The organism is Ruegeria sp. F12 (assembly GCF_056533885.1).
On the sequence record NZ_JBQFOV010000006.1, the window covers coordinates 1 to 16,187 of the forward strand.

General features: G+C 61.2%; 17 protein-coding genes. 4 read left to right on the plus strand and 13 right to left on the minus strand.

The window, feature by feature from the left end; all coding sequences use genetic code 11:
• Window positions 1-58: 58 nt before the first annotated feature.
• Window positions 59-820: a mechanosensitive ion channel family protein gene (locus tag ACR0CA_RS10165; protein WP_480504545.1), complete on the minus strand. Its 762-nt coding sequence runs from the start codon at window positions 818-820 to the stop codon at window positions 59-61.
• A gap of 263 nt (window positions 821-1,083) precedes the next feature.
• Here ACR0CA_RS10165 and ACR0CA_RS10170 point away from each other — a divergent pair, with 263 nt between their 5' ends.
• Window positions 1,084-1,782, plus strand: a complete 699-nt coding sequence (locus ACR0CA_RS10170; RefSeq protein WP_480550339.1) for a glutathione S-transferase family protein — start codon at window positions 1,084-1,086, stop codon at window positions 1,780-1,782.
• 40 nt (window positions 1,783-1,822) lie between these two features.
• Here ACR0CA_RS10170 and ACR0CA_RS10175 read toward each other — a convergent pair whose 3' ends face one another.
• The 10 genes from ACR0CA_RS10175 to ACR0CA_RS10220 form a co-directional block, all read right to left on the minus strand.
• A complete protein-coding gene (locus tag ACR0CA_RS10175) occupies window positions 1,823-2,272 on the minus strand; it encodes a YtoQ family protein (RefSeq protein ID WP_480550337.1) in 450 nt (149 codons plus the stop codon).
• A 62-nt stretch (window positions 2,273-2,334) separates the two neighbouring features.
• Complete coding sequence (locus tag ACR0CA_RS10180) at window positions 2,335-3,294, minus strand: hypothetical protein (RefSeq protein ID WP_480550335.1); 960 nt, start codon at window positions 3,292-3,294, stop codon at window positions 2,335-2,337.
• Window positions 3,295-3,556: 262 nt separating this feature from the next.
• On the minus strand, window positions 3,557-5,953 hold the full coding sequence (pheT, locus tag ACR0CA_RS10185) for a phenylalanine--tRNA ligase subunit beta (protein ID WP_480898780.1): 2,397 nt from the start codon (window positions 5,951-5,953) through the stop codon (window positions 3,557-3,559).
• 78 nt (window positions 5,954-6,031) lie between these two features.
• On the minus strand, window positions 6,032-6,835 hold the full coding sequence (locus ACR0CA_RS10190; RefSeq protein ID WP_480898783.1) for a CE1 family esterase: 804 nt from the start codon (window positions 6,833-6,835) through the stop codon (window positions 6,032-6,034).
• A 269-nt stretch (window positions 6,836-7,104) separates the two neighbouring features.
• Complete coding sequence (locus ACR0CA_RS10195; protein ID WP_480898786.1) at window positions 7,105-7,560, minus strand: hypothetical protein; 456 nt, start codon at window positions 7,558-7,560, stop codon at window positions 7,105-7,107.
• Window positions 7,560-8,633 carry a phenylalanine--tRNA ligase subunit alpha gene (gene pheS, locus ACR0CA_RS10200; protein ID WP_480898788.1) on the minus strand — a complete coding sequence of 358 codons (1,074 nt, stop codon included), beginning with the start codon at window positions 8,631-8,633 and terminating at the stop codon, window positions 7,560-7,562. The genes ACR0CA_RS10195 and pheS overlap by 1 nt, the downstream gene beginning before the upstream one ends.
• 70 nt (window positions 8,634-8,703) lie before the next feature.
• The gene (locus ACR0CA_RS10205; RefSeq protein WP_170772705.1) at window positions 8,704-10,074 is read right to left on the minus strand and encodes a glutamate--cysteine ligase; all 1,371 of its coding nucleotides are present in this window, start codon (window positions 10,072-10,074) and stop codon (window positions 8,704-8,706) included.
• Window positions 10,075-10,138: 64 nt separating this feature from the next.
• Window positions 10,139-10,666, minus strand: a complete 528-nt coding sequence (locus tag ACR0CA_RS10210) for a hypothetical protein (RefSeq protein ID WP_170772706.1) — start codon at window positions 10,664-10,666, stop codon at window positions 10,139-10,141.
• Window positions 10,663-11,511, minus strand: a complete 849-nt coding sequence (locus tag ACR0CA_RS10215; RefSeq protein ID WP_480898792.1) for a GNAT family N-acetyltransferase — start codon at window positions 11,509-11,511, stop codon at window positions 10,663-10,665. Before ACR0CA_RS10215 ends, ACR0CA_RS10210 begins: the two co-directional genes overlap by 4 nt.
• Window positions 11,508-12,233: a 16S rRNA (uracil(1498)-N(3))-methyltransferase gene (locus ACR0CA_RS10220; protein WP_170785038.1), complete on the minus strand. Its 726-nt coding sequence runs from the start codon at window positions 12,231-12,233 to the stop codon at window positions 11,508-11,510. Before ACR0CA_RS10220 ends, ACR0CA_RS10215 begins: the two co-directional genes overlap by 4 nt.
• A gap of 11 nt (window positions 12,234-12,244) precedes the next feature.
• Between ACR0CA_RS10220 and ubiA the strand changes: the two genes are divergently transcribed.
• The 3 genes from ubiA (at window position 12,245) to ACR0CA_RS10235 (ending at window position 15,492) form a co-directional block, all read left to right on the plus strand.
• Window positions 12,245-13,207, plus strand: a complete 963-nt coding sequence (ubiA, locus tag ACR0CA_RS10225; RefSeq protein ID WP_170785040.1) for a 4-hydroxybenzoate octaprenyltransferase — start codon at window positions 12,245-12,247, stop codon at window positions 13,205-13,207.
• A gap of 64 nt (window positions 13,208-13,271) precedes the next feature.
• Window positions 13,272-15,170 (plus strand): OmpA family protein, encoded by a 1,899-nt coding sequence (locus tag ACR0CA_RS10230; protein ID WP_480898794.1) that lies wholly within the window; start codon window positions 13,272-13,274, stop codon window positions 15,168-15,170.
• A gap of 1 nt (window position 15,171) precedes the next feature.
• A complete protein-coding gene (locus ACR0CA_RS10235) occupies window positions 15,172-15,492 on the plus strand; it encodes a hypothetical protein (protein WP_170772712.1) in 321 nt (106 codons plus the stop codon).
• Between the two features lies 1 nt (window position 15,493).
• Here ACR0CA_RS10235 and ACR0CA_RS10240 read toward each other — a convergent pair whose 3' ends face one another.
• Together ACR0CA_RS10240 and moaD are read right to left on the minus strand one after the other, a co-directional pair.
• On the minus strand, window positions 15,494-15,940 hold the full coding sequence (locus tag ACR0CA_RS10240) for a molybdenum cofactor biosynthesis protein MoaE (protein ID WP_480898797.1): 447 nt from the start codon (window positions 15,938-15,940) through the stop codon (window positions 15,494-15,496).
• Between the two features lies 1 nt (window position 15,941).
• Window positions 15,942-16,187: a molybdopterin converting factor subunit 1 gene (moaD, locus tag ACR0CA_RS10245; protein ID WP_170772714.1), complete on the minus strand. Its 246-nt coding sequence runs from the start codon at window positions 16,185-16,187 to the stop codon at window positions 15,942-15,944.

Consider the following 16,187-nt stretch of genomic DNA (forward strand, 5'->3'; position numbering starts at 1 on the left):
GGCCGATCTGGCCCAACCGGAAAAGGGCATTTCAATGCCCGTATGACGGGCGGGAGATTTACGCCTGCTTGTGAATCTCGACCGAATGCGGGTAAGGGATCGAAACGCCCTTGGCGTCGAATGCCTCTTTCACAGCTTTGGTCAGCTCGAATTTCACGTCCCAGTAATCTCCCGCGTCACACCATAGGCGCGCTGTCAGGTCGACCGAGCTATCGCCCAGATTTGTCACACGTACCCACGGCTCCGGGTCGCTGTGAATACGCTTATCGGCTTTGGCCACGTCCAGGATGATCTGCATCGCGGCATCCGCACTGTCGCCATAGTCGATCCCGAACACCAGATCGACGCGGCGCGTGTCATGGGCCGAGAAATTGGTGATCACGCTGCCCCAGGCCTGCCCATTGGGCACGATGATCTGGACGTTGTCAGGGGTGACCAGTTCCGTTGTGAACAGGTTCAGATCCTTCACCGTCCCGGCAGTACCGCCAATATCGACATACTGACCCAGCTTGTACGGCCGGAATACGACCAGCATCACCCCGGCCGCCAAATCGCTGAGCGTCCCCTGCAAGGCCAGACCAATGGCCAGCGAGGCGGCACCCAGAATAGCGACGATACTTGTGGCCTCGATCCCGAAAATGCCCAGAACAGCGACCAGCACCATCGCCAGGATCGCCCACTTCACCAGGCTGGCAACAAAATTCCCTAGCGTCGGATCGATTTGTGGGGTTGCGTTGATGCGACGCCGCACCACGCCCGCGATCATCCCAGCTACGGTCCAGCCCAATACCAGAACAACCAGTGCCTTCACGGCATTCATCACCAGCGGCGCAAAAGCACCGACCTGTGTAGCAACTTCATCCACGCGTTTCTCCTTCTACAAGCCATAAGAAAACCCGCGACGCGCGCGGAGATCACCAAACTGTGAGCGATAAATGCGCGTCAGTCTAGGTGCGGATTTCTCTGCTTTTCCCCGCCTGTTCCCGAATGCACAATATCTGACCAGTAACGCACAGCGCGCGCCACTGGTAGATCGGCACCGCAACACCTAACTGTGTTCGGAACCTTCATACAGGAGCCCCTATGCTGGACGCCGCAAACCACCCGATCACTGCCCGCTGGCCCGCACAGTCACCGGAAAAACTGCAACTCTATTCCTATCCCACGCCCAACGGCGTCAAAGTCTCGATCATGCTCGAAGAGATCGGCCTGCCCTATGAGGCGCACCTGGTCACGCTGGCGGACTCAGACGTAAAAAGCCTCGAATTCCTTTCGCTGAACCCCAACAACAAGATCCCGGCCATCATCGACCCGAACGGACCGGATGGCGAGCCGGTCTCATTGTTCGAAAGCGGTGCGATCCTGCTGTATCTGGCTGAGAAAAGCGGTCAGCTGATCGGAAAAACCGCGGCGGACAAAGCACGTGTGACCCAATGGTTGATGTTCCAGATGGGCGGGCTGGGTCCGATGTTCGGGCAGCTTGGCTATTTCCACAAATTCGCTGGCAGCGAGATCGAAGACCCTCGCCCGCGCGAGCGCTACATCAACGAGGCCAAGCGTCTGTTGAACGTCGTTAACACGCAGCTGGACGGGCAGGACTGGATCGCCGGGGACTACTCGATCGCTGATATCGCCATAGTCCCATGGCTGCGCGGGTTGGACTACTACGGCGTCAAAGACCTGCTCGGATGGTCGGATTTCGCCAATCTTCAGCCTTATGTGGACCGTTTCCTGGAACGTCCAGCAGTCCAGCGCGGATTAACTATACCTGCGACAAGCTAAGGCAGATCGGGGGCGAGGCATTGCCCCGCCCCGACGCCCGCTATCCGGGCAGTTGTCCGGTCAGAACATAGCGCAGCACCTCGACCACCTGAGCGGCGTGCTCGGCGACGGCCAGCGCTGCGGCGTCGACCTCTTTCAACGCGTGCTGATGATCGGAGCCGTGCAGCACGATCAGCGATTTACCCAACGCGGCGGCGTAACCCGCATCAAACGCGGCGTTCCACTGTTTATACTTGTCGCCAAACCGCACAACGACCACGTCGGCATCCGCAATACCCTTTCGGGTGCGAATGGCGTTGACCATCGCACCTTTGTGGTCGTGCCAGTATTTGTTCGACTCTGCCCCCAGAATGGCCACGCCGCAATCGTCGCTGGCGGCGTGATCGGTGACGGGGCTGTTGAAAGTGACATCCAGCCCCTTGGCGCCATCGATGATCTGTTCCCGCCAATCGGTATGGATTTCACCCGAGAGGTATACGTTCAGGCCCATAGTTAACTCCTTGTTATTTGTCTGCGACCCTAGTTAGAAATCGGCGGAAACCCAAGGGGCGTTCAGAAGCGCAACCGCCAGAAAATCGGCTGATCCTCTTTCACCGCCCGCCGGGCTGTACTGCGATGTTTGCTGCCCAGCATTGGGGGCATCTCGCGCGTTTGTTGGAACCCGAATGCACGCGGCAGTCGGGTATAGATCGAACGCGGCGGCAGCCGACCCCATGTAATCCCTTTCAGTTTAGCGCCAGACTCTGGCTGGTGCATCCAGACATCACGCACGGCAAACTCATCCCGCAGCAGCATCAGGACCGACAGCATCATCACATCGGCCCAGATTTTGGCGTATCTCTGCTGCAGGCTTTGCTCATAGTCGCTGGTCAGCCTCAATGCCCGCGACCGGGGCGCACGATGTTGCAACCGCCGCCGGGCGCGACCTACAAAACGCAGCCAATCGGACTGGATCTCTTCGATCAGGCAATGGCCGCTTTGCAGGTCCAGATCCAGACGACACCAAGCCAGTGTCGGGCGCCCGTGCCTGCGAACCGGGTGCAGGCTGCTTTGATAGGCGCCAACCTCAGCACGCTGTTCGAATTGCCACAGTAACGCCGCGTGTTCGCTTGGGAACCCAAGCTGAACCACCAGATTGTGGGCTTTACGTGTCGTCTGCTCGCCGGACCAGATGTCGAAGCTCAGGCAGAAATCCAGCCAATCGGATTGATACGCAACCTCCAGCCCCCTTGTCGCCGCCGGGCCCAAAGCCCCAAGCCGCATCGCGCGATCCGCATGGGCCACGGCCATTACATCGTGCCGCCGCAAGACCCCGCCACAAGACGCAACGATCGGCTGCACCAAAGGGCGCATCAGAAAGCGAGACAGTTCAGACTGTTTAAGGTCCGAAATCGGCATCTCAGCCGGCATCGACTGGCACAGCAACCACGGGCTTTGCCGGTCCGGGTAATAAGGAAAGGGCATCTCTGGCGGCAATATCTGCCGGATCATCGAGATGTCTTGACGTTTCATGACAGCTCTCCAACGGGAAACAAGGCCCGCCGGAATGCTGGCGGGCAATCAGAAAATGAAAGGCGCTTGGGCGCGTTTGGGATCTGACATCTGGCAGACTCCGGGGTTTGATTGCGATAGGAGGGCGTCAATAGGGTGGCTTGCCGATTCTGCTCAACCCCCTGAAAGGGCCCACAGCTTTCTGTTGCGACATGGCAACACCATCCCCAGAAACGAGAAAAGCGCGCCCGCAGGCGCGCTTTGCATTTGGATCAAGGCCGGTTTAACCGCGTAACACGCCGCCAGTGGCCTTGCCGACCTTGGCGATGATCTTCTGGCCAACCGCCTCGATATCTTCTTCCTTCAAGGTTTTGTCCGTCGGTTGCAAACGCACGGTAATGGCCAGAGATTTCTTGCCCTCACCCAAACTACCGCCGATGAATTCATCGAAAACACGCACATCCTCGATCAAGGCCTTATCCGCCCCCGCCGCTGCATTCACCAGCGTCAAAGCCTCGACATCCGCATCGACGACAAAGGCAAAGTCACGCTCGACCGCTTGCAAATCGCGCAGCTCCAATGCCGCACGGGTCGCCCCGGATTTGCGGGGCAGAGGTACCTCGTCCGGCCAGATGGTAAACGCCATCGCCGGGCCCCTGATGTCCATCGCCTGCAAAATACGCGGGTGCAGCTCACCGAACACACCCAGCACCTTTTTCGGCCCCAGGCAGATCTTTCCGTGCCGTCCCGGATGCCACCACGCATCACCATCGCGCTGGACCTGCACCTTGGCGGGCGCTCCGATGGCGGCCAGCACAGCCTCGACATCGGCCTTGACGTCGAACACATCCACGGCGCGCGCGGCCCCGTGCACATCCTTGGGGCCATCGCGGCCCACCAAGAGACCGGCAATCTGGGTTTTCTGATCGCCGGGCTCGCCATCATGGAAGACCGGACCAACCTCGAACAGAGCGACATCCGCAAAGCCGCGCGCCTGATTGCGGGCGGCCGCCTGCAGCAGACCGGGCAGCAGATCGGGACGCATGTGGCTCATTTCCGAGGAAATCGGGTTTTCCAGCTGCGTCGCGGCATCGCCACCCCCAAAAAGGGCGGCCGAGGCCTGATCAATGAAGGTATAGGACACACATTCATTGTACCCCAGCGCCGCGCAGGTCCGGCGCGCCATCGACTGACGGCGCTGCGTCGGTGTCATCACCGCCTTGGGGATGCCATCAGTCACACGCGGCAGCGGTTTGCCCTGCAGCTTGGTCAGGGAGGCGATCCGCGCGACCTCTTCCACCAGATCGGCCTCACCCATGATATCGGGACGCCAACTGGGCACATGGGCCATCTCACCCTCAAGACGGAAGCCCAGACGGGTCAGGGTCTGGCGCTGTTCGCTTTCGGGTATCTCCATCCCGACCAGAGACTGCACCCGCGCCGCATCCAACTTATAGGCACGCGCGTGGTTCGGAGCCTTCCCGGCCTCAACAACCGAAGACACTTCACCGCCGCAGATATCCAAAATCATCTGCGTCGCCTGCTCCAGCCCTTCACGGGTGAATTGCGGGTCAACGCCGCGTTCAAAGCGGTAACGCGCGTCCGAGTTAATCTTCAGCGCGCGGCCCGTCAGGGCGATCTGCACATGATCCCAGAAGGCGCTTTCGAGGAAGACATTGACCGTCTCATCGGTACAGCCGGTTTCCTCGCCGCCCATGATACCCGCGATGGATTCCGCGCCCTTGTCGTCCGAGATCACCATCATACCGCGCTGCAGAGTGTATTCCTTCTCATCCAGCGCCACCAGCGTTTCACCACCCTTGGCGCGGTGAACCCGCAGGTTGCCCTGCACCTTGTCGGCATCGAAGACGTGCAGCGGGCGGTTCTGGTCAAAGGTCATGTAGTTGGTGATATCCACCAACGCCGAAATGGGCCGCAGACCGATGGCCTTCAACTGATCCTGCAGCCACTGCGGGCTGGGACCGTTCTTGACGCCCCGGATCACACGACCGGTGAAATGCGGCGCGCCGTCCAGTGTGTCGTCATCAATCGTCACCTTGATGGGGCATTCGAAATCCCCCGGCACTGGCGCGTGGATATGCTCTTTCAGCGTGCCAACCCCACGCGCTGCCAGATCACGAGCGATGCCAACCACACCCAACGCATCGGGGCGGTTCGGCGTGATCGCAATCTCGATCATCGGGTCGATCTTGGACGGGTCATTCTCGGCCAGCCAGTCGACGAACGTGTCGCCGACCTCACCCGAAGGCAGCTCGATGATGCCGTCATGCTCATCCGACAGCTCCAGCTCGCGCTCCGAGGCCATCATGCCAAAGCTCTCAACGCCCCGGATCTTGCCGACACTGATGGTGATATCCAGACCGGGGATATACATGCCCGGCTTGCAGACCACGACGGTGATGCCTTCGCGCGCGTTGGGGGCACCGCAGATGATCTGCAGATCGCCTTCATCCGTCGCCACCGTGCAGACGCGCAGCTTGTCGGCGTCGGGGTGTTTCTCGGCCTGTTTCACATGGCCCAGCGTAAAGCCTGCCAGCCGGTCCGCCGGGTTCACGATCTCTTCGACCTCTAGCCCGAGGTCGGTCAGCGCCTCGGCGATCTCATCAACCGACGCGTCCGTGTCGAGGTGGTCTTTCAGCCAGGACAAAGTGAATTTCATTGCTCGGGGCCTTTTTTGGCAAACATCCAGTCGGCACAGGCAATGACAAAGAATGCGCCAAGGTGCAAGCGCTGCGGGTCAAGGATAGGTGGGGGTGCGGCCCGAAAGCTCGTCCAATTGCCGCCCGATCCAGCCATGGGGGATAAAATGCCCGCCCGGATGCGTGTCCAGCGTCACCTGCCCGCGTGCGCAATCGGTCCACTCGACCCGGCTGAGGGTCAGGATCGGCACCACACTCCAATCGCCGCGCGGGGTGGCATCGTGGCACTCATACGCCGCCCGCCACAGCGCCACCGGATAGGTCGTGTCGCCATTGGTGCCATAAGGGAAATCCATCACCGTATCGCTAAGGCCGTGCACATGGCGCGCCTCACGCGGGGCTTCGGGACAGTCCTCGGTCTGGCGGATGCTGCCCGCAACGGCCAACAGCGCGGCGACGTCATTTCCCGACTGGCACACATAGCGCCACGCCATCGCGCCACCGAAAGAATACCCCGAGACGTAGATACGTTCAGGATCAACCGGATAGCGCTTGGCCACATCCTCAAGCACCGCATCGGCAAAGGGCACATCGCGTGTGTCCGAGGTCCAGAAATCCCAGCTTTTGCCCAACCCGTTGGGGGCCACCAGCAACACGCCGCGCAGTTTTGTGGCCCCGGCGATGCGCTGATGGTTCACCACCACGGTGCCCTGCCGCGCCCAGCCGTGGAAGTGCAACAGAACGGGCAGAGGGGTCTCCCCGTCCCATTCCTCAGGCTCCAGCACATGGTACGAGCGGTCGCCGAGATCGCAGGCGGTGTCGCCATGGCAATCGGATTTCCATGGACCCATGGCAAAAGCAGGGGTGGCGGTCAGCAGCAGGAGAAGCAGACGGAAAATCATAGGCCGGAGCCTAGCCGCCTGACGCCAACTGTCACGTCACAACCGTGTGGGAAACTGTAACACGCGCACGTGCCGGCCCTTCGGACAGAGCACAAGCCGCGCTATCGCCAGACCGCGGGATGGCGATCCAAGGTTTGTGTTGGGCACTTTATGCCAACCAATTCCGCGCGCTGTTCGAGCGTTGCACTGGCGGAGACAAATCGCCAGCCCGTCCGGGCGGTCTGGCGATAGCGCGGCGGCCTATCGGCCTTTGCTCCGCGCATGGAGACCTATTCTGTGTCTTGTTCGGAACTTTTGGCAGATCTGCTGTAGAGTTCATCCACTTCCCACTGATGGCGCGCCAAGCGAAGAAATCTGAACTTCTTACCCACTCGCTCCAATCCCAGTTCTATTCGAAGGTCATGTCGCAACTGTTGAAGCAGCTCGGTAGTATCTGCACCGGAACTAGATCCCAATGCGTTCATTAATTCTTCGGCGAGAGTGATCTGCTTTGGACTTCCCATCAGAAATACGTCGGCCAAAGCCCTTTCAAAAGCAGTCTTATTGGGAATATTTGGCCAATTGGAACCCGCTTCAATTTCCCGATAAGCTTGGATTAGAAAGTCTACTCGCTTTGTCTTCCTAAGCTGTCGATCATGCAAATAGCTATTCAACGCCACAGCCAAAAGCGCCAACACCGTGGCTGTGAATAGGCTAATCGTATGATCGGCCCAAGGAATATCCATTACCGGCTCAAACCACCATGCAGGTTCGGCATATCTAGCGCCGCAAACCCATAGTGCCGCAGCCAGCGCAGATCGCTGTCAAAGAACGCCCGCAAATCCGGAATGCCGTATTTCAGCATCGCCAGACGGTCGATGCCGATCCCGAACGCGAAACCCTGATACACCTCGGGGTCGATGCCACCGGCGGCGATCACCTTCGGGTGGACCATGCCGGAACCCAGAATCTCCATCCAGTCGTCACCCTCACCGATCTTCAGCTGACCGTTATCCCAGGAACAGCGGATATCGACCTCGGCGGACGGCTCGGTGAAGGGGAAGTGCGAGGCGCGGAAGCGAAGTTCGACATCGTCGACCTCGAAGAACGCTTTCACGAACTCTTCCAGAACCCATTTCAGGTTCGCCATCGAGATGTCCTTGTCGATGGCCAGCCCCTCGACCTGATGGAACATCGGCGTGTGGGTCTGGTCATAGTCAGCACGGTACACGCCGCCCGGACAGATGACGCGGATCGGCGCGCCCTGTTTCTCCATCGAGCGAATCTGCACCGGAGACGTATGGGTACGCAGTACGTGTGGCGGGCGGTCGTCGCCTTCGGCGCGGTGCATGTAGAACGTGTCCATCTCGGCCCGCGCAGGGTGGTGGCCGGGGATGTTCAGGGCGTCAAAATTATACCAGTCGTCCTCGATCCGAGGCCCTTCGGCCACCGAGAAACCCAGTTCGGCAAAGATCGCGGTCAGTTCCTCGGTCGCCTGGCTGATCGGGTGGATCGAGCCCTGACGGCGCGAACGGGTCGGCAAGGTAACGTCCAGCCATTCGGTGCGCAGACGCTCATCCAGCGCGGCATCGGCCAGCGCGGCCTTCTTAGCGGCCAGCGCCGAGTTGATCTCATCCTTCAGGGCGTTCAGCGCGGGGCCTGCAATCTGGCGTTCCTCGGGGGTCATTTTGCCCAGCTCGCGCATCTTCAGCGCGACCTCGCCTTTTTTGCCCACGGCAGCGACGCGGATCGCCTCAAGCGCGTTTTCGTCACCGGCCTCGGCGATTTGGCCCAGATATTTTGCCTTAAGATCGTCCATGACGCCCTCTGAATTTGGTCGCCAACCTGCTATCGGGCCAGCCCTGCGAATGCAAGCGGGACGGTGCGGATCAATAGCTGTATTCGGGATAAATCCGGGTCAGATCGCCGTTCCAGTCGCCATTGTAGTGATCCAGCAACTCATCGGCGGGGACTTTCCCTGTGTCGATGCTTTCTTTCAGCGCGTTCAGGAAATGCGTCTCGTCCGGCACCAGACCACCTGCGCCGGGGAAGGCGCGGGATTTCAGACCGGCCTCGGAAATCGCCACGACCTCGCGCGCCAGATCGTGCATGTTGATAACGCCAACCTGCGCCTGAAGACCCTGAACGGCAGCCTGAACGCGCAGTTCTTCGCGGGTTTCCGCATCCCAGCCTTTGACCAGATCCCATGCCGCATCCAGCGCGCCTTGGTCATATGTCAGACCAACCCAGAAGGCAGGCAGTGCGCACAAACGCCGCCACGGGCCGCCATCCGCGCCGCGCATCTCCATGTATTTCTTGATGCGAGCCTCGGGGAAGGCGGTTGTCAGGTGGTCGGCCCAATCAGACAGCGTCGGGGTTTCACCGGGCAGCGCAGGCAGTTTGCCCTGCAGGAAATCGCGGAAAGACATGCCCAGCGCGTTAATATATTGACCGTCGCGGTAGACGAAATACATCGGCACATCGAGCGCGTACTGCACATAACGCTCGAACCCAAAGCCCTCTTCGAACACAAACGGCAGCATGCCCGTCCGCGCATCATCCAGATGCCGCCAGATATGGCTGCGCCAGCTTTTCTGGCCGTTGGGCTTGCCCTCAAAGAAAGGCGAATTGGCGAATAGCGCCGTCGCGACCGGCTGCAGCGCCAGCGCCACGCGCAGCTTCTGGACCATGTCGGCCTCGGACCCAAAGTCGATATTGACCTGAACCGTGCAGGTGCGCCGCATCATGGCGCGGCCCATGGTGCCGACCTTTTCCATATAGTCGTTCATCAGCCGATAGCGGCCCTTGGGCATCAACGGCATCTCGTCATGGGTCCAGATCGGAGCCGCGCCCAGTCCGATAAAGCCCACGCCGATCTCATCCGCGATATCCTTCACCTCGCGCAGGTGGGTGTTCACCTCATCGCAGGTCTCGTGGATCGTCTCCAGCGGAGCACCCGATAGTTCCAGCGCACCGCCGGGTTCCAGGCTGACATTCGCGCCGTCCTTTTCCAAACCGATCAGGTTGTCGCCCTCGCGCACCTCGGCCCAGCCATGGCGGTCGCGCAGACCTTCCAGCACAGCGACGATCGAGCGTTTACCCTCGAACGGCAGCGGTTTCAGCGTGTCCTTGCAATAACCGAACTTCTCATGCTCGGTCCCGATGCGCCAATCGGCTTTGGGCTTGCAGCCCGATTCCAGATATTCCGCTAGCTGTTCGTGGCGTTCGATCGGCCCGCCGCCGGACTGGGGGATGGACATGAACCGCTCTCCGATCCTGATGTGTCTGTCTTTGGGTGAGTCGTGGGGTGAAATGCCGCCAGTGTCAATGCAGCCGCAGATGCGCCGGTCGCATCGGGCGCTTTTCCCAGATCACCACGGGATGCACCGCACCGCCGTTCAATTCGGCCAGCATCTGTTCGGTTTTCAGCCCCGGCAGGTTCGAGAACACATCAAAAAGCGCCTCGGCCCCTTCGGCATTCACGGGAATGTGAAGCGTTGGCTGGCCCGGCTGAGACAGTACCCAATGCGCCGGGTTCGAGGTCGGGTCCAGTGCCAGCCGTTCGATCTCGCGCGTGGCGACCATGCCGCCGTCCAGCGGGCCCAGATAGGTGATTTGACCTTCGTCGATGGTGACAACGCCGGGGCCGCCTGCCCCAGTGCGAAATCGCGCGCGCTGAAAACCTATGACGGCCAGCGCCACGGCCACGGCAACCAGAACCCAGCCCATCCAGCCCAGCAGGCCACCGGGACCGCCAATCCAGCTCAGGCCAACCAGCAGGACGGCCACGGCAACCAGCACTTCGCGCCAGCGCCACAGGGTCAGTTTGGCTTCGGGTCGGATGAAACTCATGCCGGATCCTTCGGGTTCTTGAACAGGATCAGCGAGAACTGTCCTGCTGGTTTGAATCCGATTGCCATATAGGCACGCGCCGCCGAATTGGAAGCCGCAAACAGCACCGCGCGCGACACGCCGCTGGCATTTGCCTCGAGCAGATGCAAGGAAACAGCCAACCGCGCATAGCCGCGCCCGCGCAGCTTGGGCGGGGTATAGACCCCGCCGATCTGAACCACATCGGGCAGGCGCGCATTGAACCCTGTCATCGCCACGGGCTGACCATCGACCACAAGTACCCGGTGCGAATTTAGGTCCAGATAGGTCACATAGTCCTTGCGCGCTTGCTTCCGCGCGCGGTCAGGAGCGAAATCCATCGCCTCTATCAAATAGTCGCGTCGCCACTCTTCGGTGATGTCTCCGTTGAACCCACCCAAAGGCTCAAGCATCGCACCGGTGGTATCGGGCACCACAAGTTGGGTCAGGTCCAGAGTGAACCCCGGCTCGTCACTATTGAGTGTCGCGGGACGGCCCGCCCAGCCCGCAAGCTGCATGATCCGCCGCGCTTGGGTCGCCTCGGCTGCAATCCCGAACAGCGGCCTGCCGCGGATCAGGTCGATCGCGGCCAGCAGATCGTCGTCGGAACAATCGGGGCATTGTGGCAGAACCATACCTTCGTTGGTGATGGCAAAAACGGCCCACGGATCGTCACCCAACACCCAGGCACTCAGCGCGCGCGGGCTGGTTCCGCCCAAGCCGTATTCGCGCAGATTGGCCAGCGGAAACATCGAGGTCTGGACATGCCGCGACAGAAACCGGCGGATCGCAGGCACGTCCGTCGTATCAGCCGGTCGCCAGTTCATGACCAATCCCCCAAGGCCTGCTGCCACATGGTCAAGGCCGCCACCGCCGCCGTATCGGCCCGCAGGATGCGCGGCCCAAGACTGACGACATGGGAAAAGGACAACCCGGCCAGACGCGCGCGCTCTCGATCCGAAAACCCACCCTCGGGCCCGATCAAAATAGCCCAGGGCTGGCCCGACTCATGGGCAGCCAGACGCAAGGCCGAGCCGACCTCGGCCTCATCACAGAACATCAGCTGACGGTCCTCGGGCCATGCGTCCAACAGTCGGTCCAAACGTTGCAGATCGGCAACCTCTGGCACGTAGGTGCCGCCGCATTGCTCGGCTGCTTCGACCGCGTGGGCCTGAAGACGGTCTTGCCGGATACGCTCGGAATTGGTGAATTCGGTTTGTACCGGCAGAATGCGCGCAGCCCCCATCTCGGCCGCTTTTTCAACGATGAAATCAGTACGGGCCTTTTTGATCGGCGCGAATAGGAACCACAGATCGGGCGGCAGTTGCAGCGGCTTGGTCTGGCGGGCGCAAGTCAGCACACCGCCACGCTTGCCCGCCTCGGCAACGTCGGCCAGCCACTCGCCATCTTGGCCGTTGAACAAGGACACTTGTCCGCCGAAGGCCAGCCGCATGACGCCGAACAGGTAGTGGGCCTGATCACGCGTCAAAGGAACCGATTGCCCCGCACCCAAAGGGTGCTCTACATACAGTCTGATCTTTGCACTCATGAGACCTTAATATGCAAGGCAATGCCCCAACACCAGATGGTCAGGTCGCTGATGCCGTCAGCGGCAACTGGGTCGACACTCACGCGCCCGCCTTTACCCGCCCCTATCTGCGCCTCAGCCGCGCGGATCGACCCATCGGCACATGGCTGCTGCTGATCCCTTGCTGGTGGGGTCTGGTGCTGGCCATCCTCAGCGACGGCTCGCCCCGGTGGGAGGATCTGTGGATCGCCGCCGGATGCGCCATCGGCGCCTTCCTGATGCGCGGCGCGGGCTGCACATGGAATGACATCACCGACCGCGAATTCGATGCGCAGGTCGAGCGTACCCGCTCGCGGCCCATCCCCTCGGGTCAGGTCACGGTGCGGCAGGCGGTGGTCTGGATGGGGCTGCAATGCCTGTTGGCTTTGGGCATTCTGCTCAGCTTCAATCAGACGGCCATAGCAATGGGCGTCCTGTCGCTGCTGCCGGTCACGATCTATCCCTTCGCCAAACGGTTCACGTGGTGGCCGCAGGTGTTTCTGGGGCTGGCCTTCAATTGGGGTGTTCTGTTGGCCTGGGCCGCACATACCGGATCCATCGGTGTGCCTGCGATTTTGCTCTATCTGGCCGGGATTGCGTGGACGCTGTTCTATGACACGATCTATGCCCATCAGGACACCGAAGATGACGAACTGATCGGCATCAAATCCACCGCGCGTCTGTTCGGAAAGGACACGGCCAAGTGGCTGAAATACTTCCTTGTGGCCACCGTTTCCCTGATGGGTCTGGCGATTATTGACGCAATAACCACGCAGGCCTCGATCATGGCGCTGTTTGTTGCGTTGGCCGGGCCGTGGGCAATGGGCTGGCACATGGCGTGGCAATTGCGCGGGCTGGACACCGAGGACAACGCCAAGCTGCTGCAGCTGTTCCGCGCCAACCGCGACACCGGCCTTATTCCGCTGATCTTCCTGTGCGTGGCACTGTTGGTTTGATTGCACCTCGGCGCGGGGCTCTGTAAGAGTCCCCCCAACCACCCGAGGAGTCGTCTGCCCGCACATGCGCCTGCCCTATTTCTTAGCTGCTGCCCTGATTTTCCTCGTTTCGGCCGGGTTGTCCCTGCTGGCCGCTAGCTATGCGGTGACCGCGGTCGAGGAAGCATCGGAATTTGCCGTCCGCCGCGCGCTGGACCTGAAAGGCCATGACTGGGCCGAGGTCGAATCGGACGGGTTGCGCGTGGTGCTGACCGGTACCGCGCAGGACGAGGCCACCCGGTTCAGCGCCCTGACCGCCGCCGGGACCGAGGTTGATACCTCGCGCGTCATTGATGACATGGAGGTGGCGCCGACAACGCAGCTGGCCCCACCGAAATTCTCGGCCGAGATTTTGCGCAATGACAGTGGCATCTCGGTTATCGGCCTAATCCCCGCCACCCAAGATCGCGATGCGCTGATCGAGCGGTTGCGCCGCCTGGATGCCGACAACGTATCGGACCTGATGGAAACGGCCGACTATCCCACCCCTAAAGGTTGGGACGACGCGCTGGATTTTGCCATCGAAGCGCTGGTCCGCCTGCCCCGTGCCAAGATCTCGGCCAGTCCGGGGCTGGTCAAGATCACCGCCATCGCGGATAGTCGCCATGAAAAAGAGCGGCTGGAACAAGAGCTGACGCGCGCAGCCCCACCCAGCTTGCGGATAGGGCTTGCAATCTCGGCCCCGCGCCCGGTGATCACGCCCTTTACCCTGCGCTATTTGATCGGAGCCGAGGGTGGTCAGTTCGATGCCTGCTCGGCGCAGGATGAAGATGCCCGTACCACCATCATCGCCGCCGCGCAGGAAACCGGCATGACTGGGCCCTATAGTTGTACGATCGGACTGGGTGAGCCGTCTCCTCGGTGGTCCGAAGCAGCGATTCTCAGCATTCGGGCGCTGGCACAGATCGGTCAGGGTTCTGTCACCATGTCCGACGCGGATATCACGCTTGTGGCCGCAATGGGCACAGACCCAGGCACTTTTGATCGGGTAGTAGGCGAGCTTGAGACCGCCCTTCCCGACGTCTTTGCCCTGCATGCCGTGCTGCCCGAACCCGAAGAAGACGCCCCTGCTGACCCGCCCGAATTCTCGGCCACGCGCAGCCCCGAAGGTTTGGTCCAGATGCGCGGACGTCTGGGTGACGAAACCCTGCGCGACATGGTCGACAGCTTTGCCCGCGCGGCCTTTGGCTCGGAACAGGTCTATACCGCCACAAGGATCGCACCGGACCTGCCAGCCGACTGGCCCGTGCGCGTGCTGGCTGGGCTGGAAGCATTGGCGCAACTACACAACGGCGTTCTGACGGTGACACCTGATGACGTCGCCCTGAGCGGCGTCACCCATGACCCCGACACACGGGCCGGGATCACCAGCCTTTTGTCGGACAAGTTGGGCGACGCCCAGGAATTTAACCTGTCGATCACCTATCAGGCCCCACCCGAACCCGAGGACACACTTCCTGACCCCGAACAGTGCGAAGAACAGATCGCGCAGGTCCAGTCCTCCAGCAAAATCGCCTTTGAACCTGGGTCTGCCACTGTCGCCGCTGACTCGCGTGATACGGTCAACCAGATCGCCGAAATCCTGCGGGACTGCGGCCCAATCCGGATGGAGATTCAGGGCCATACCGACAGCCAGGGCCGCGAGGAAATGAACCAGCAGCTCAGCCAGGCACGGGCGCAATCCATCCTGAACGAGTTGCGCGGCCGCCGGGTTCCAACCTCAAGCTATACCGCTGTGGGCTATGGCGAAACGCAACCCATCTCCGATAATGACACCGAAGAAGGCCGCGAGGAAAACCGCCGGATCGAGTTTCGCCTGATCCGTCCTGAACCCGTCGCTGCGACGGAAACCGGGCTTGAGGCAATGGAAACGGACGCCGAACCGACAGAAGACGCCGTAGATACCGGCGCGGGGGACCAATAAGTTGAACAGACTGGAATTCATCATCGCCACGGCCATCATCCTGTTCGGCGCGTTCTGTATGGGATGGTTCGCCAATTGGCTGGCCCACCGTCTGTCCCGCGTGCGCCAAAGCGACGTGGCCGATCTGGACCGCATGAGCCAAGAGCTGCACGAGGCCGAGGAAACCCGCGATCAGGCCATAACCTATCTGCAGCAACGCGAGGCCGAGTTGACCAATCAACTGACCCAGACCGAGGCCGAGCTGTCCGCCGCAATGGAAGGCCTACGCGCTGCCCGGCAAGAGGCCGAGGAACTGCGCGGACGCATCAACAACGCGGATTAAGTCACCACCGGCTCAGCGCGTCTTCGTCTTCGTCCTTGGCGGCGACCCAATCGGCGCCTGCGTTGGTGATCTCTTTCTTCCAGAACGGCGCGCGGGATTTGAGGTAGTCCATCAGGTACTCGGCCGCCTCGAACGCATCTTTGCGGTGGGGCGAGGCGGTGGCCACCATCATGATCCGATCCCCCGGAGCCAACCGTCCGTGGCGGTGGATCACCAGCACATCGCCCAGCGACCAGCGCGATTGCGCCTCGGTCGCGATCTTGGTCAGGGCGTGTTCGGTCATGCCGGGGTAGTGTTCGATCTCCATCACGTCCAGATCGCCCGTGGCCAGGTCGCGCACAACGCCGGTAAAGGTCACGATGGCCCCGTTGGCAGCATCATCCCCAGCAGCAAAGGCGTTGGCTTCTGCCCCCATGTCAAACGGGGCTTCCTGTACGACGATCCGCATCTCAGCCGCCTGTCATGGGCGGAAAGAACGCAACCTCGCGCACGCCCGACAGAGGGGCGTCAAAGTCCGACAGTTCCTGATCCAGCGCCACGCGCAGGGCCGACAGATCCGCGAAGGCAGCAGCATAGCGGTCTTCGCGCGCGCTGAGTTCAGCGACCAGATCGCTGACCGTCGCGGCCTGCGTTTCGACCTTTTCCTTGGGCAGGCCGATGCGTTCGCGCACCCAGGCGAAATACAGCACGTCCAT

What these genes read in the sequence shown, in the direction of transcription:
- pheS (WP_480898788.1), bottom strand. Translation starts at nt 8,633, where the DNA reads ATGGACGATCTTAAGGCAAAATATCTGGGCCAAATCGCCGAGGCCGGT.
- ACR0CA_RS10190 (WP_480898783.1), bottom strand. Translation starts at nt 6,835, where the DNA reads ATGATTTTCCGTCTGCTTCTCCTGCTGCTGACCGCCACCCCTGCTTTT.
- ACR0CA_RS10240 (WP_480898797.1), bottom strand. Translation starts at nt 15,940, where the DNA reads ATGCGGATCGTCGTACAGGAAGCCCCGTTTGACATGGGGGCAGAAGCC.
- ACR0CA_RS10215 (WP_480898792.1), bottom strand. Translation starts at nt 11,511, where the DNA reads ATGAACTGGCGACCGGCTGATACGACGGACGTGCCTGCGATCCGCCGG.
- moaD (WP_170772714.1), bottom strand. Translation starts at nt 16,187, where the DNA reads ATGGACGTGCTGTATTTCGCCTGGGTGCGCGAACGCATCGGCCTGCCC.
- ACR0CA_RS10175 (WP_480550337.1), bottom strand. Translation starts at nt 2,272, where the DNA reads ATGGGCCTGAACGTATACCTCTCGGGTGAAATCCATACCGATTGGCGG.
- ACR0CA_RS10205 (WP_170772705.1), bottom strand. Translation starts at nt 10,074, where the DNA reads ATGTCCATCCCCCAGTCCGGCGGCGGGCCGATCGAACGCCACGAACAG.
- ACR0CA_RS10220 (WP_170785038.1), bottom strand. Translation starts at nt 12,233, where the DNA reads ATGAGTGCAAAGATCAGACTGTATGTAGAGCACCCTTTGGGTGCGGGG.
- ubiA (WP_170785040.1), top strand. Translation starts at nt 12,245, where the DNA reads ATGCAAGGCAATGCCCCAACACCAGATGGTCAGGTCGCTGATGCCGTC.
- ACR0CA_RS10180 (WP_480550335.1), bottom strand. Translation starts at nt 3,294, where the DNA reads ATGAAACGTCAAGACATCTCGATGATCCGGCAGATATTGCCGCCAGAG.
- ACR0CA_RS10195 (WP_480898786.1), bottom strand. Translation starts at nt 7,560, where the DNA reads ATGGATATTCCTTGGGCCGATCATACGATTAGCCTATTCACAGCCACG.
- ACR0CA_RS10170 (WP_480550339.1), top strand. Translation starts at nt 1,084, where the DNA reads ATGCTGGACGCCGCAAACCACCCGATCACTGCCCGCTGGCCCGCACAG.
- ACR0CA_RS10165 (WP_480504545.1), bottom strand. Translation starts at nt 820, where the DNA reads ATGAATGCCGTGAAGGCACTGGTTGTTCTGGTATTGGGCTGGACCGTA.
- ACR0CA_RS10210 (WP_170772706.1), bottom strand. Translation starts at nt 10,666, where the DNA reads ATGAGTTTCATCCGACCCGAAGCCAAACTGACCCTGTGGCGCTGGCGC.
- ACR0CA_RS10230 (WP_480898794.1), top strand. Translation starts at nt 13,272, where the DNA reads ATGCGCCTGCCCTATTTCTTAGCTGCTGCCCTGATTTTCCTCGTTTCG.
- pheT (WP_480898780.1), bottom strand. Translation starts at nt 5,953, where the DNA reads ATGAAATTCACTTTGTCCTGGCTGAAAGACCACCTCGACACGGACGCG.